This window comes from Eubacterium aggregans (genome assembly GCF_900107815.1).
In the GTDB taxonomy this organism is placed as follows: domain Bacteria; phylum Bacillota; class Clostridia; order Eubacteriales; family Eubacteriaceae; genus Eubacterium_O; species Eubacterium_O aggregans.
On sequence record NZ_FNRK01000002.1, the window covers coordinates 186,013 to 199,581 of the forward strand.

Sequence of the window (13,569 nt, forward strand, 5' to 3'; positions counted from 1 at the left end):
AAGAGAACAGGGCTTTTGTGGGTTATGTAATAGCTTGTTATGATGCATTGGAACAATCTGAATCGCCGGATTCATTGGGGTCAACGGGTAAGACGATCTCTGAGAAAATACTGGGGTCCATGATTTTTAAATCCTTAGAGATGAGGGGAGAAAAATCCATTCGCTGGAGGATATCCAGGTCAAGATCAATTCCCGGGGCAATCTCGGTCAACTCCAGTCCCTTTGGTCCGAGCTGAAAGACAGCCCGTTCTGTAATGTACAAAACCTCCTGGTGCTGTGTCTTAGCATAAGAGCCGCTGAAGGTGATCTGCTCCACCGCTTTGACAAATTTATGAATGGTCCCATCCCGGTGGATGGTCAATTGCCCTTCTGAAATGGTGATATCGGACTTTCCGGCGGTGAAGGTGCCACAGAAGATGACCTTTTTGGTGTTTTGGGTAATATTGATGAAGCCCCCGCAGCCCACCATACGCCCGTTAAACTTGCTGACATTGATATTACCCTGGGCATCGGCCTGGGCCAAACCGAGAAACGCCTGATCCAAGCCGCCACCATCGTAATAATCAAAAATATTAGGTTGGCCGATAATGGCCTCCACATTGGCAGAAGCCCCTAAATCGAAACCACTGCCAGGGATACCGCCGACAGCACCCGCCTCAATGGTCATCACTAGACGATTACCAGTACCTTCTTCATTGGCAATTTGAGCGATGCCCTCTGGGACGCCGATTCCTAAATTGATGGTGCTATCTACGGACAGCTCCATGGCACAGCGCTTTGCAATCACCCGACGGACACTTTGGGGCATTGGTTGGATGGCATTGGTTGGCAGGCGAAGATCCCCGGTAAAAGACGGATCGTAGGGTGTCCCAAAATTCATGTGTTGGGTATTGGGCAGGGCGATGACCACTGCATCGACCATGATTCCGGGAACCAGGATGTTTCTGGGGTCTAGGGAGCCACGCACCCCCATTTTTTCGGCCTGGGCGATGACGATGCCTCCAGAATTTTTGGTTGCCTGGGCGATGGGCATGGCCTCCAGAAGAACCCCCTCCTTGTCAGCAGACAGATTGCCAAATTCATCAGCGGTGGTACCGCGAATAATGGCCACATTAATGGGAATTGAAGGATAGAACAGCTTCTTTTCACCTTCGAAGTCAATCAACTTAACATAATCCTCGGTTGTTGCAGTATTCATTCTTCCGCCATCAAGCTTGGGATCAACATAGGTTTCCAGTCCCACATGGGTTATAACCCCTGGGCGGCCCGCTGCAATTTCTCGGAATAAATGGGTAACCGTTCCCTGGGGAAGGTTATAGGCTTCTATTTTATTCTCAAAAATCATTTGGCTGAGTTTTCGGGCTAATCCGATGTGCCCGGCAATAATGCGTTTGACCATGCCTTCGTGGGCAAAATGATCAAGGCCGGCATTGCTTTTTCCGGCATCCCCACAACCAGAACCAAAGATGAGGGTGAGACTGTGGGGTTCTCCTTCGCTCAGGAATCGCTTTTCCACTGCGTTAACAATTTCCTCAGCAAAACCAAAGCCAAAGGCAAAACCACTGATGGCGATGGTATCATTATTTTTTATTAAGGAAGCGGCCCTTTGGGCATTGATTTTTTTCTGCATGATAAGCACCTCCTTATTGTGGGGGAATAACCGTAGCTATACCATTAACGACTGTTTCACCGACCTCGTTGGTACATAGGGTTTTGATTTTGGCAATGTCGAATTTTTTCTTATGAAGAATTTCGTCAACGGTGAGGGATACGGTTAAGGTATCTCCAATTTTAACGGGTTTACAGAAGCTAAGCTCCTGTCCGAGATAGGTCGTTCCAATACCGGGCATCCCGGTTCCCAGGGCACCGGAAATAATGCCGGCGCTAATCATGCCATGGGCAATGCGCCCTCCAAACATACTTTTACTGGCGTAGTCCGCATCTAAATGGAGGGGATTGTTGTCTCCCGTCACTTCTGCGAATTTAACAACATCTTCTTCAGTGATTTTTTTGCTGATGGTATAACTGTCTCCGATTTTTAATGGTGTAATCATAGGATTTACCTCACCTTTCTATGACAACTCAATATTCGAACGCAGGAAATAGTGAAGAACATGATGCTGGCCAGCTGTTCTTGCTGCTAATCCGATTATAAAGGGGAAAGGCTCTTTTTGTAAAACAGATAAAAATCATAATGACCATGAGTAAAAGAAATAAAGCGGATTAAAATCCCCGGGTGTTAGACTTTACGGGCCTCCTCAATGAAGGATTTGATGGGCTTTGAAAGGTATTTGTCCTTTCTTGTAATCAAGGCGATATCCCAGGGGAAATCAGGCTCCTTTAAGGGGACCATGCGAATGCGATTATCCCGAAATTTTTTGATGATGGGCTTGGGCAGGATGCTGATCCCTTCACCAAAGGCGACCATATTCGCAATGAAATCCCACTGGGAGCTTAAACAGCTGATATGCGGAGAAAACCCCACGCTTTCACAGATTTGCAAAATGCGATCGTGAAGCATGAAGGTGTTGTCAAGGAGTATCCAGTTTTCATCCTTCAATTCGAGGAAAGTCACGGATTCCCGCGTTGCAAAGGGATGATTCTCATTGACAATCAAAGTGTTTTCTGAGACGATAATCGGGTATTCCGTATAGCATTTGGACTCAAAGGGGAGAATAACGGCCCCGATATCAATGTCGCCGGAATCGATTTTGTCCCTTACCGCATTGGCTCCGACTTCTCGGATAATCAGCTCGATTTGGGGATAGCGATTTCGATAATTATGAATGGATTCCGAGAAATACGCTGTTCCAATGACTGGGGGAATACCAACGCAGATTCGGCCTTGATAAACATTAAGACTGTCGTAAAGGGATGCGATCTCATCGTCAATGTGTTTGATGGCAAGCTGGCCTCTTTCATAGAGGATTGAACCTTCAGTGGTAAGCTTAAAGGGTTTGGATGTCCGGTCAACAAGCTGTACGCCTAGTTCTCCTTCCAATTGCTTAATCATCTTGCTGAGGGCAGATTGGGTGACAAAAAGGGCCTCGGCCGCTCGGGTGAAGCTTTGGTGTTTACAAACCTCGACGAAATAGGTTAATTGACGTATATTCATGGGGATACTCCTCAATGGTATGACTTATGATACCCGATGATTATATCAAAGAAGTTTTATGAATAGTCTATTTTCATTTTTAAAAATATTTTCTTGCATTTCCCTGGAGTTTCAGTTAGTATATAAAGGTATGTTAATTATGAGATGGTCCGCTGTATGGTGACATATAAGAACGTCGAAATCCAAGAAGGAGATTGTTATGGATATCATTAAAAAGATTCAGCAGGAAAACATGAAGGCCGAAAAGCCAGAATTCCGAGTGGGGGATACCGTCCGTGTCCACGTTCGTGTTATTGAAGGTAAGCGGGAAAGAATCCAGATGTTTGAAGGCGTTGTGCTTAAAAAACAGCACGGTGGTGTGAGTGAAACCTTCACCGTTCGTAAGATTTCTTCCGGAATTGGTGTGGAAAGAACCTTCCCCATCCATTCACCTAAAATTGAAAAGGTCGACGTTCTCCGTAAGGGTAAGGTACGTCGTGCAAAACTGAACTACTTAAGAAGCCGTGTCGGTAAAGCCGCAAAGGTTAAAGAACGTATTTAGTCGTTTTGAAAAGAAGGGGGCCAATTTCGGTCCCCTTGTTTTGTATTACGCGTTAGCTAACAGAAGTATAAAGATGTGATTGGAAGGGCCCGTTAAAAACTTGTTTTTATAAGGTCTCTTATAAGCGCATCTTTACACGGCGCAGCTGCAAGGTGCGACCAAGGGGGAGCACCGCCTGAAGGCAAAGTCAACGCTCGGTCTGGAGAAATTAGCAAGGCTGATTTAAACCGAGACCCATTAAAGCGGAACGAGTTATACTTCATAGCGTAGCCAACAAAAGCATAAAATTGGAAGTGAGATCAACAGAACGCACTTCCAGGGAAGGATTTGGAAACTATGGCAGCACAGAAACGCGAAAGATCAGAATTGCGGGAGTGGATTCAATCCATTGTCATTGCCGTCGTCCTGGCTTTCGTTATCAAAATGTTTTTATTTGATTTCGTATTGGTCCAGGGCTCCTCAATGTTCCCCACCCTTAAAAACGGGGATCGCCTGGTGATTAATAAAATCGAATATTCTATTGGAGCACCCGATTATGGGGATATTGTCGTATTAAATTACAGTAAAAATGTGGAGTATGTTAAACGGGTAATCGCCAAGGGTGGTGATACCATTGCCATTAAGGATCAGATTGTTTATTTAAATGGTCAGCCATTGGATGAAGCTTATGTCAATCCTGATCCTTATGAAGATTTTGAAATGGTGACCGTACCAGAAGGGAAGTATTTTGTGATGGGTGATAATCGAGCCAATAGTTCCGATAGTCGTTACCAAAGTCTGGGATTTGTGGATGAGGATGCCATCATTGGGCATGTCATTTTCCGGTTTTGGCCTCTTAATACCTTTGGCGTGGTGAAATAAATGGCAAAAAGTGATGCAATCCAATGGTACCCGGGTCATATGGCCAAGGCTGGGCGTCAAATTCGTGAAAAGCTGAAGCTCATTGATACCGTCATTGAAGTCATTGATGCCCGGGTGCCCGTTGCCAGTCGAAATCCGGACATTGCGCAGTACACAGCTTTTAAACGCCACATCATCCTTTTGAATAAGGCAGATTTGGCTGATCCTGTTCAAAGTGAACGGTGGAAGGCTTATTTTGAGCAAGAAGAGGGTGTTGATGCGGTACTTTTATTCAACGCCTTTGATTTAAAGGATAAAAAAAAGCTGGTGGAAACCATTTGGAAGCACAATCCAAAGGAAAAAAATCAGCTGAAATGTTTGCTTTGTGGGATTCCCAATGTGGGCAAGAGCACAGTCATCAATGCCCTGATCGGCAAGAAAAAAACCCAGATCGGCAACAAGCCCGGCGTCACCAAGGGCCAGCAATGGCTGACCACACCCGATGGCTTAATGCTCCTAGACACTCCGGGGATTTTATGGCCCAAATTTGAAGATGAAACCATCGGTATTCATTTAGCCTGGATTGGCTCCATTAAGGATACGATTTTTGAAAAGGAAAATATTGCCGGGGATTTAATGAAATTTTTGGTGGCACGTTATCCGGAATTGGTGGAGGCGCAATATAATATCACCACTAACGGCAGGACCGTGCCAGAGGTTTTCGATGCCATGGCCATCAGCCGGGGTCTGCTCCTTAGAGGCGGCGATCTCGATTACTACCGCGCCTGCGAAATGCTTTTGGGGGACTTTAAAAATGGCAGAATCGGGAGGATTACCATCGATGAATGTCCCGAAGCTTAGTGAACTGTCAGCGGCGGCCGTTAAAAGTGCCGTTGCCAAAGCGCCTATAACGGACTATCCAATGCTGTCTGAAGCATTGGCAATGGATTCCCGAAAGGCAGTCCAAAGCCTGGGGATGAAGCTAAAACGGGATTACGAAAAGTACCAGACGGCACTGGCAAAAACCCAGGAGATGCTGGAGATTGAAAGACAGCTTCGGCAGAAGGGGTACCATGCTATTTGTGGCCTGGATGAGGTCGGGCGAGGTCCTTTGGCAGGACCGGTGGTTTGTGCTGCTGTCATTATGCCGCCGGAATCCCAGCTTTTGTATGTGGATGATTCAAAAAAGCTTTCGGCAAAAAAACGTGAGATATTAGCAGAACAAATTCGTGAAGAGGCTCTGGCCTGGTCCATCGGAATTAAATCACCGGAAACCATCGACGCCATCAATATCCTTCAGGCGACCAAGTCGGCCATGGGGGATGCCGTGGAAGCCCTAACCATTGTTCCGGATTTACTCCTCATCGATGCTCTGGAAATTCCTTCGGCCATTCCCGTGGAGTCCGTTATCCACGGTGATGCCCGGTGCTATAGTGTTGCAGCGGCCAGTATACTCGCCAAGGTCTACCGGGATGAGCTCATGTGTGGTTATGATGACGTGTATCCAGAGTATGGCTTTGCCCGGAACATGGGATATGGGACGGCAGAGCACATTGCGGCTTTAAAGGCCTATGGCCCGACCTCCATCCATCGGCAAAGCTTTATACAAAATTTCCGATGAGTAAAAAAGAGAATAAAAAGAAGGGGGACTGGGGAGAAGGCCAGGCCCTGGATATCCTGATGGGTAAGGGGCATTGTCTCTTAGCTAAAAATTATCGCTGTAAAATGGGAGAGGTTGATTTAATTACCCGTTTGGGGGATACCATTGTTTTCACAGAGGTAAAATATCGGAGTGGACTGGCCTACGGAACGCCTGGCCAGGCTGTGGATTATCGAAAGCAGCGCCATATTGTAAATACAGCCTTGTGCTACATCAAGCAAAAGCATTTGTTTCAAGAAAATGTGCGCTTTGATGTGATAGAATTACTGGATTCTAAAGAAGGGCTCGTCGCGAATCATATTGAGAATGCCTTTTTAATGGCATTTTAAAAGCGGTGGCTGGGATATTTTCTCAAACCACCGCTTTGCTTACTCCGTATCTTCGACGGAGATCAAAAAGACGCGACCGGAATAGCTCCCCTTATGCTCTTTGTTTTGGAGCTTAAGGTAGTCAATATGCATGGGCTCGAATTCAAAGTTTTCGGTAATGGCCCCCAGGAGTTCATAAATATCTGAAAGCTCATCCTCTGAAGGCTTTTTTGAAAAGATATTTGCCTTTTCAAGAAGCTTTTCAGTTAAGGCTGTTCGCATTTCACTGTTGCTTAATACCTTGAATTCGCATCGCCGTCCGCTTTCTTTAATGATTTCAGGGATTCTATCCCTAACCAGCTGATTATATTGGTGCTTCATAGATTCACTCCCTTGTGTTTCTGATTTATTTTAATCCTACTCTGCCAACCTTAGTTTCACCTAAAAGATGGGAGGTCGATTACACTGATTTTAATGATTATTTGTATTGTCGCTGCATCACTGATGACCTTGGTGGGAGGAATGATTTTTATCACAATCAACAAGAAAAACCCTTCGACTATTGCGGTCCTAACGGCCTTATCTGCGGGGTTCCTGCTTTCAATTATTTTTGTGGGTATCATTCCGGAAGCATCGGAAATGATGGAAACGTCACTTCCCAGCTATCAGGGATGGCTTTTACCCTTTTCAGTGGCTGGGGGGGCATTTCTGATTGTTTTTTTCGAAAAGCTTTTACCGGTGCAGCATCACCATGATTTATCGCCCCAGGAGGCGGTTTACCATACCCGGGATCGATTGTTTTACATCACTCTGATTGCCTTTGGGCTTCACAGCCTCTTCGAACTCATCAGTGTTTTGATTGCCGGGGCCTCCGATATGACCGTTGGCATGCTTTTGGCATTGGTCATTGCCATTCATAATATTCCCATTGGTTTTATCATTGTGGCACAGTTAGATGCTTTAGGCATCGCACCCCGGAAGACGAAAAAAGGGATGGTGGCCCTGGTTGTTGCCCAATCGGCATTGGCCATTCTGTGTTATTGGCTTCTTTCCTTTATTATTACAGAAGCCATTCAGGGAATACTGCTGGCAGTAACAGCAGGGGTTATGCTTTATCTCCTTTTTGATGAATTGCTCCCGGGGATTTATCGGGAGGAAGATCAGCATCATATTAATTATGCCATTTTAGCTGGTGCTTTGGTCATGCTCCTATTTTTAAACCTCGTTGGAGGTTGATGCTTACGCGTAAGCGTCAGTAAACAAAAGTATAAAGAAATAGCCGTGAATGAGTGAAGCGAAGCGGAACGAATTGTACTTCCCCAAAAAACAGAAAAAAAACCAGGATTTTTTCCTGGCTTTTTTATTGGGTACTATTTATTTTGGTTTACTAAGAGATATTGGATGAATTGCTCAGCGGTACGCCCTGAACGATTAAGGTGACGGAGCTCCCACTGGATGGCCTGGCTTTCCAGGCGGGCAGTGGGAAGATCGATGCCGGCATCCTGGGCCATCTTCCGGACGATGGCCAGATAATCGTTTTGATTGGGAGCCGTAAAGGTAAGAATCAGGCCGAAGCGGCTGCTGAGGGATAGCTTTTCTTCCATGATATCCTTGGTATGGACAGCATCGGTGCGTTCAGATTGGGTTTCTGTGACAAGATGCCGTTTATTGGAGGTTGCATAAATTCGGACGTTCTTAGGGTTTTCCTCCAGGGAGCCCTCCAGTACATTTTTGAAAAGCTTGAAATCCCCTTCTTTATCATCGAAGGATAAATCATCGATAAATAGAATAATGGGATAGGGGCGGCCGGCGATTTCCCGAAGAACAGCAGGAATACTTCGAATTTGCTCTTTCTTCAGCTCGACCATCCGTAGCTTGGAGCCTTTGAAGGTGGAGAGCAATGCTTTTACCATGGTGGATTTTCCAGTTCCCATATCCCCCTGGAGCAGAACGTTTAACCCCGTATTGTTTTGAATAAAGGAGGCCGTATTGGCAATGATTTCTTCCTTTTGTCGTTCGTGTCCCACCAGGCCATCCATGGTTTTATAGCTCTGAGCTTCAATGGGAACTAAGCGATCCGTAGCGCTGTCCACTTTAAAGCACACATGGTTTTCAAAAATACCGAGGCCATACTCACTGACATAGCGATTAACGGCGCTAAAGATTTTCGATTCATCCCCGGTTTTAAAAGCTGAATCAATGAGATCATGGGGCGGGATGGGGAAAAAAATAGGAGAAGAGAAAATATTGCTGTCATCCAGTTGGGTTTCTTTTAAAAAGAGGCCCCAATCAAAATGATACAAATCATTTAAAATCTTGATTTCCCCAGACATGCTGGTATAAAAGGGATGATTCTCCTCCACTTTCCCGCGCTCAAAAAGCAGCGTTAAGGGGTTTTCGTCCGAAATAACCTCTGAGATGATATAATCACACCAGGGGGTTTTGGAGTAATGGTATTCTTCGTTTTTATCAAAGGAATAGGCCAGCATCTTTGATTTTAACTGATAGTAGGTATCGCGATGGCAGGCGGCGAAGCCCTCAAGGCTGTCAGCTGACTCGTAGGCTTCACATAGACTTCGAAAATCCATAAGCATCGAATGTCCAAGAATTGAGCGGTAAAAAGAAAAAGCCTCAATACGCGGGATCGAAATATTCTTCATTAGTAGGTACCTCTGTTTCAATTTGCAATTAAAATAAGTATACCATAAATGTGGATTGTGAAAATCCCATTTGTTATAAAATCTTAAATTTTCAATGAAACGTATCAATAATGTAACGAAAAAGTTACATTTGGATTGCAGTTTGAAACAAGTGATGGTATAATTAAACAAAATAATGGATTTGAAGGAATAATTGTACGTTGGAGGATATGAATGAAGAATAAAAGCGGAGGATGGTTTACCAGTACCGAAGCAAAGTGGCATGCACTTAAACAAAAGAGATTTTCCAGAAGGACCACAGGTGTTGTATTGGCGGCCTTTCTTGTAGCCACCGGCTCGGGGATTGCGCATGCCCAGACAGCCTCCTTTGAGGTTTTCTTAGACGGCCAGTCCATTGGATATGTTCAGGATGCGGCAATGGCAACAGAAGTGGTGGATAATTTAAATAGGGAAGCACAAAAACAAACGGGAAAAGAGAACGCCTATCGCGTGGACTCGGATGAAATGGTGATTAAGCCTACCAGTACCCTATCAGATAAGATGGATTTAACGGAATGTGCTGCTAAAATTCAAACAACTTGCCCAGAGGTGCTTTTAGCTGGAGCAACCATCACCATCAATGATCAAACCATCGCCGTCGAATCAAAAAAAGTGGCGGACCAGGTTTTAGAAGACTATAAGAAAGAATGTGCTGATGCTGCTGGTATTAGCATTTCTGATTGTAACTTTAAAGAAAAAGTATCAGTGACAGCCGTCGCTGTGGATACCGGCAGCTCTAAAAATTATAATCAAACCATGGATTATTTTAAAGAGGGTGCCATGAGCGTCACCCAGGATACGGTAAAAGCCGGAGAAGGAAACAATGGCGTTTTAGTCGCTGCCAATCGGGGGACTTCCTTGGATCATCTGGCCGCCATGAATCAAGATAAGGATGTGAACGCCCTGAATGAAGGGGATATCATTAATACTGTGGTCAAGGCACCTGCGCTGACGGTTACCGCGACGGTTCAGAAGAAATACGCAGAGAACATTCCCTTTGAAACGGAAGAACAACCGGATAATAGCTTAGAAGCCGGTAAGGAATCCATTCAGCAGGAGGGACAAGCGGGTTCAAAGGAAGTTGAAGCCGTCATTACTTATGAGAATGGTCAGGAGATTTCCAAAAACGTTCTGAGCGAGACCATTATTCAGGAGCCTGTGAAATGTATTAAAAAGGTTGGGGCTGCTGCAGCAAAGGGCGCTGGCAGCCATCCGGCCATCACAGGGAGTGGCCAGTTTTGGATGCCGGCGGCAGGAAGCATCGGTGAAATTTACCGGGATGGAGATTCCGGTTCAAACCATACCGGTGGCTGTGCTGTGGATATCCTGAACAGCGAAGGGACACCCATTTATGCTTCTGCCAGTGGAACCGTAACCCGGGCTGGTTGGTATGGCGGGTATGGCAATTGTGTGGAAATTGATCATGGCAATGGCTATAGCACCTTGTATGGTCATATGAGTGCCATCGGTGTTTCCACCGGGCAAACGGTAACCCAGGGTGAATGTATCGGAGAAATGGGATCAACGGGGTCCTCAACGGCCAATCATGTGCATTTTGAAGTGAAATATAATGGTGTGGCCCAACCCGTAACCGATTTTTTACCGCTATAGGCGGCAAGTGCAAAAGGAAAAAATATGTAGCTGCCGACAAACGTTGGCAGCTTTTTTAAAGGAGAGAAAAGTGGGACAAGAAGAAATAGCGAAATCCTTCGATCTGGCGTTAAAATATCTCAGCTATCGAAGCCGAACGGAAAAGGAGATGGTTGAATACTTAGAAAAAAAAGGAAAATCGCCTCAAACCATTGCCGCTGTAATGGAGAAGTTGGTTTTTTATCATTATATTAATGATGAGGATTATTTAGAAAGTGCCATTCGGACGAATCTTATGGGAAATCAGTTTGGCCGGTTAAGATTAAAACAGGATTTAGCCCGAAGGGGAATAAGGGGAGAGCTGCTGAATCAATTGCAAGTTTTTTACCCCACAGAGTCCGAAGAGGAATGCTGCAGAAGCCAGATGCAAAAGGCGATTAAGAAATATGCAGGAGAGTTCGGACGCAAAAAGTTGCAAAAAGTAGGAGCATATTTACAGCGTAGAGGCTTCTCTTATGATATGATTAATACAATGATTGGAGACGTTCCCTTAGAAACGGCCATGGACATGGCAGAAAAAAGGCAGTCGGATATCGAAGGCTATTTTGAAAAATATCGACGGATGCAGGAGCGCAAGGGGTACTCCGGCTGGGAACTGAACCAGCGGATTAAGCGTAACTTAGCTTCCCGGGGATTTAGCTTCGATGAAATCAATGCGGTTATGAACCGGGAAGATGAATCCAATTGAATGTAAGGCAGAAGGGAGAATGTGATGAAAATAGTAATCATGGAACCATTGGGAATTTCTAATGATGCTTTTATGGCGTTATCAATGCTGCTCAAGGCAGATGGTCATCAGGTCATCGCTTACGATGAGCGTGCCAAAAATGAAGAGGCACTCATTGAGCGGGTAGCCGATGCAGATGTCATTATTTTAGCAAACCAGCCCTTGAACCGAAGGGTGATTGAACAGTGCCATAACCTCAAGCTTGTGGATGTGGCATTTACGGGGCTGGATCATGTGGATTTAGACGCGTGTAAGGAACGGGGGATCATGGTCTGTAATGCAGCGGGATACTCCACCAATGCGGTGGCAGAGCTAGTATTCGGCTTGATTGTGGACCTTTACCGAACAATTTGTTCATGTGATCAAAATTTGCGAGGTGGTGTGGTAACGGGCATTCCGGGGACAGAGCTTAAGGGTAAGACCATCGGGATTATCGGGACAGGGGCCATTGGTCTAAGGGTGGCAGAAATCGCGAAGGCCTTTGGCTGCGAGCTCCTGGCCTACAATCGGACAGTTAAGGTATCGGGGCAGGATATGGGAATTAAATATCTCCCAATGGAGGACGTTCTAAAGCGCAGTGACATTGTGACACTGCATCTTCCACTCACCGAGTCCACCGCTAAGATTATTGGGAAGAAGGAATTGGCAATGATGAAGCCAACGGCCATTCTTATTAACACCGCCCGTGGTGGCATTTTGGATAACAATGCATTGGCTGAAGCTCTCAATGAGGGTATTATTGCTGGAGCCGGCATCGATGTTTTCAATGAAGAGCCTCCTTTTAGTGAGACTGAACCCCTTGTGAGTGCAAAAAATACAGTTTTAACCCCTCATATTGCTTATAGTACAAAAGAATCTCTTTACCAACGTGCGGTCATTGTATTTGATAATGTAAGATGTTGGCTGGAGGGAGAACCACAAAACGTCAAGGCTTTTTAAACAGCGCAATAAGGAATGAGAAACTATGTTAAATAAAAAAATTACGGAAAAAACACCAATGGTAGAAATCTTAGAGCGGATTCATCCCGCAATTATCCCAGAGACTGAGAATCAGATTGATTCTTTTAAAATTGCCCAGGGACTAATTCAGGAGCTCTTTGAGATGCAGAATTGTTATCGCGCTGCGATTAAAGAAATTAGTACGAAACTAGAGATTTTAAGTGATGAATTTCAGCATGCCCACGAACGAAATCCCATCCATACCATGAAGAGTCGAATCAAGTCTCCGAAAAGTGTGGTAGAAAAGTTGGCCCGCAAAGGGTTTGAACTGACCTGTGAGTCTGCCAGGGAGAACTTAGATGATATCGCAGGGGTACGCATCGTTTGCCCTTATATTGAAGATATCTACACCGTTAAACAGCTGCTTAAGGCCCAGGATGATATCGAGTTAGTCCGGGTGACGGATTATATTAAAGAGCCAAAGCCCAATGGCTACCGTAGCCTTCACCTCATTGTACGGGTCCCAGTGTTCTTTTCAGATCATAAGGAGCAGGTAAAGGTTGAGGTGCAGGTACGCACCATCGCCATGGATTTTTGGGCAAGTCTGGAGCATCAGCTACGGTATAAAGCTGTCGATCCGGAAAATATCCCGGAAAGTGTTTCCCGGGAGCTTAAGGAATGCGCCGATACCATTGCAGAAACAGATTTAAGGATGCAGGATATTCATAACCAGGTCATTCGCTAGAAAACTTGAGTTTCCGTAAAATGTAATTTTTAAAAAATATAACTTCTCCTAAAGTACCAATCTGTCTTTTTTTTGAAAAATAAAAGGACAATACTTCGAATAGAGTCACCGAAACAAGCCCCGTGGGGACCGGACTTTAAGAGAAATATTATGTTATCTATTTATGCGATCAGCTTAAAGCAAAGTTGACGGTATGCAGGACGTTTTGTTCTGAACCAAAGCCTGACACCTTCTTTTGCATACGACAGTATACCAGAGATACCTTTCGCTAATCGGTAATAGCAGAATTGAACTTTTTCCTTTATAGGAGCTGCTGTCTGTATGATTGAAACTTTTAGGGCATTT

At 45.1% G+C, this 13,569-nt stretch carries 16 protein-coding genes; 10 read left to right on the forward strand and 6 right to left on the reverse strand.

The genetic code is table 11. The features are described from left to right. Positions 1-37 precede the first annotated feature (37 nt). From BLW33_RS02110 to BLW33_RS02120, 3 genes are all read right to left on the reverse strand, one after another. Complete coding sequence (locus BLW33_RS02110; RefSeq protein ID WP_090304584.1) at positions 38-1,630, reverse strand: acyl CoA:acetate/3-ketoacid CoA transferase; 1,593 nt, start codon at positions 1,628-1,630, stop codon at positions 38-40. Positions 1,631-1,643: 13 nt separating this feature from the next. Then, complete coding sequence (locus BLW33_RS02115; protein ID WP_090304586.1) at positions 1,644-2,054, reverse strand: MaoC family dehydratase; 411 nt, start codon at positions 2,052-2,054, stop codon at positions 1,644-1,646. 185 nt (positions 2,055-2,239) lie between these two features. Next, positions 2,240-3,115, reverse strand: coding sequence for a LysR family transcriptional regulator (locus tag BLW33_RS02120; protein ID WP_090304588.1), 876 nt, complete (start codon positions 3,113-3,115; stop codon positions 2,240-2,242). Between the two features lie 199 nt (positions 3,116-3,314). Between BLW33_RS02120 and rplS the strand changes: the two genes are divergently transcribed. From rplS to BLW33_RS02145, 5 genes are all read left to right on the forward strand, one after another. Next, positions 3,315-3,656, forward strand: a complete 342-nt coding sequence (gene rplS, locus BLW33_RS02125) for a 50S ribosomal protein L19 (RefSeq protein WP_090304590.1) — start codon at positions 3,315-3,317, stop codon at positions 3,654-3,656. Positions 3,657-3,992: 336 nt separating this feature from the next. Next, positions 3,993-4,517, forward strand: a complete 525-nt coding sequence (gene lepB, locus BLW33_RS02130; protein ID WP_090304592.1) for a signal peptidase I — start codon at positions 3,993-3,995, stop codon at positions 4,515-4,517. Next, positions 4,518-5,357 (forward strand): ribosome biogenesis GTPase YlqF, encoded by an 840-nt coding sequence (gene ylqF, locus BLW33_RS02135; protein ID WP_090304594.1) that lies wholly within the window; start codon positions 4,518-4,520, stop codon positions 5,355-5,357. Next, on the forward strand, positions 5,338-6,117 hold the full coding sequence (locus BLW33_RS02140) for a ribonuclease HII (protein WP_090304596.1): 780 nt from the start codon (positions 5,338-5,340) through the stop codon (positions 6,115-6,117). Before ylqF ends, BLW33_RS02140 begins: the two co-directional genes overlap by 20 nt. Then, the gene (locus BLW33_RS02145; protein ID WP_090304598.1) at positions 6,114-6,485 is read left to right on the forward strand and encodes a YraN family protein; all 372 of its coding nucleotides are present in this window, start codon (positions 6,114-6,116) and stop codon (positions 6,483-6,485) included. Before BLW33_RS02140 ends, BLW33_RS02145 begins: the two co-directional genes overlap by 4 nt. A gap of 39 nt (positions 6,486-6,524) precedes the next feature. On the opposite strand, the gene BLW33_RS02150 is transcribed toward BLW33_RS02145, so the two are convergent. Next, a complete protein-coding gene (locus BLW33_RS02150; RefSeq protein WP_090304599.1) occupies positions 6,525-6,845 on the reverse strand; it encodes a nucleoside triphosphate pyrophosphohydrolase in 321 nt (106 codons plus the stop codon). Between the two features lie 93 nt (positions 6,846-6,938). Here BLW33_RS02150 and BLW33_RS02155 point away from each other — a divergent pair, with 93 nt between their 5' ends. Then, entirely contained in the window at positions 6,939-7,700 is a 762-nt protein-coding gene (locus BLW33_RS02155; protein WP_090304601.1) for a ZIP family metal transporter, read from the forward strand. A 134-nt stretch (positions 7,701-7,834) separates the two neighbouring features. Here BLW33_RS02155 and BLW33_RS02160 read toward each other — a convergent pair whose 3' ends face one another. Next, positions 7,835-9,052, reverse strand: coding sequence for an ATP-binding protein (locus tag BLW33_RS02160; protein ID WP_242911566.1), 1,218 nt, complete (start codon positions 9,050-9,052; stop codon positions 7,835-7,837). 285 nt (positions 9,053-9,337) lie between these two features. On the opposite strand from BLW33_RS02160, the gene BLW33_RS02165 reads away from it, so the two are divergent. The 4 genes from BLW33_RS02165 (at position 9,338) to BLW33_RS02180 (ending at position 13,224) form a co-directional block, all read left to right on the forward strand. Beyond that, entirely contained in the window at positions 9,338-10,774 is a 1,437-nt protein-coding gene (locus tag BLW33_RS02165) for a peptidoglycan DD-metalloendopeptidase family protein (protein ID WP_090304604.1), read from the forward strand. 70 nt (positions 10,775-10,844) lie between these two features. Continuing rightward, a complete protein-coding gene (locus tag BLW33_RS02170) occupies positions 10,845-11,501 on the forward strand; it encodes a RecX family transcriptional regulator (RefSeq protein WP_090304606.1) in 657 nt (218 codons plus the stop codon). Between the two features lie 24 nt (positions 11,502-11,525). Further along, a complete protein-coding gene (locus BLW33_RS02175) occupies positions 11,526-12,479 on the forward strand; it encodes an NAD(P)-dependent oxidoreductase (protein ID WP_090304607.1) in 954 nt (317 codons plus the stop codon). Positions 12,480-12,504: 25 nt separating this feature from the next. Further along, a complete protein-coding gene (locus tag BLW33_RS02180; RefSeq protein WP_090304609.1) occupies positions 12,505-13,224 on the forward strand; it encodes a GTP pyrophosphokinase in 720 nt (239 codons plus the stop codon). Between the two features lie 161 nt (positions 13,225-13,385). Here the strand turns inward: BLW33_RS02180 and BLW33_RS14205 are convergent. Beyond that, positions 13,386-13,569 (reverse strand): hypothetical protein (locus BLW33_RS14205; protein ID WP_341456140.1); only part of this gene is annotated, 184 nt, incomplete at its 5' end.

Coding starts and splice junctions, on each gene's coding strand:
- BLW33_RS02175 (WP_090304607.1), top strand. CDS start 11,526: ATGAAAATAGTAATCATGGAACCATTGGGAATTTCTAATGATGCTTTT.
- rplS (WP_090304590.1), top strand. CDS start 3,315: ATGGATATCATTAAAAAGATTCAGCAGGAAAACATGAAGGCCGAAAAG.
- ylqF (WP_090304594.1), top strand. CDS start 4,518: ATGGCAAAAAGTGATGCAATCCAATGGTACCCGGGTCATATGGCCAAG.
- BLW33_RS02120 (WP_090304588.1), bottom strand. CDS start 3,115: ATGAATATACGTCAATTAACCTATTTCGTCGAGGTTTGTAAACACCAA.
- BLW33_RS02150 (WP_090304599.1), bottom strand. CDS start 6,845: ATGAAGCACCAATATAATCAGCTGGTTAGGGATAGAATCCCTGAAATC.
- BLW33_RS02140 (WP_090304596.1), top strand. CDS start 5,338: ATGAATGTCCCGAAGCTTAGTGAACTGTCAGCGGCGGCCGTTAAAAGT.
- BLW33_RS02115 (WP_090304586.1), bottom strand. CDS start 2,054: ATGATTACACCATTAAAAATCGGAGACAGTTATACCATCAGCAAAAAA.
- BLW33_RS02160 (WP_242911566.1), bottom strand. CDS start 9,052: ATGGATTTTCGAAGTCTATGTGAAGCCTACGAGTCAGCTGACAGCCTT.
- BLW33_RS02110 (WP_090304584.1), bottom strand. CDS start 1,630: ATGCAGAAAAAAATCAATGCCCAAAGGGCCGCTTCCTTAATAAAAAAT.
- BLW33_RS02165 (WP_090304604.1), top strand. CDS start 9,338: ATGAAGAATAAAAGCGGAGGATGGTTTACCAGTACCGAAGCAAAGTGG.
- lepB (WP_090304592.1), top strand. CDS start 3,993: ATGGCAGCACAGAAACGCGAAAGATCAGAATTGCGGGAGTGGATTCAA.
- BLW33_RS02145 (WP_090304598.1), top strand. CDS start 6,114: ATGAGTAAAAAAGAGAATAAAAAGAAGGGGGACTGGGGAGAAGGCCAG.
- BLW33_RS02180 (WP_090304609.1), top strand. CDS start 12,505: ATGTTAAATAAAAAAATTACGGAAAAAACACCAATGGTAGAAATCTTA.
- BLW33_RS02155 (WP_090304601.1), top strand. CDS start 6,939: ATGATTATTTGTATTGTCGCTGCATCACTGATGACCTTGGTGGGAGGA.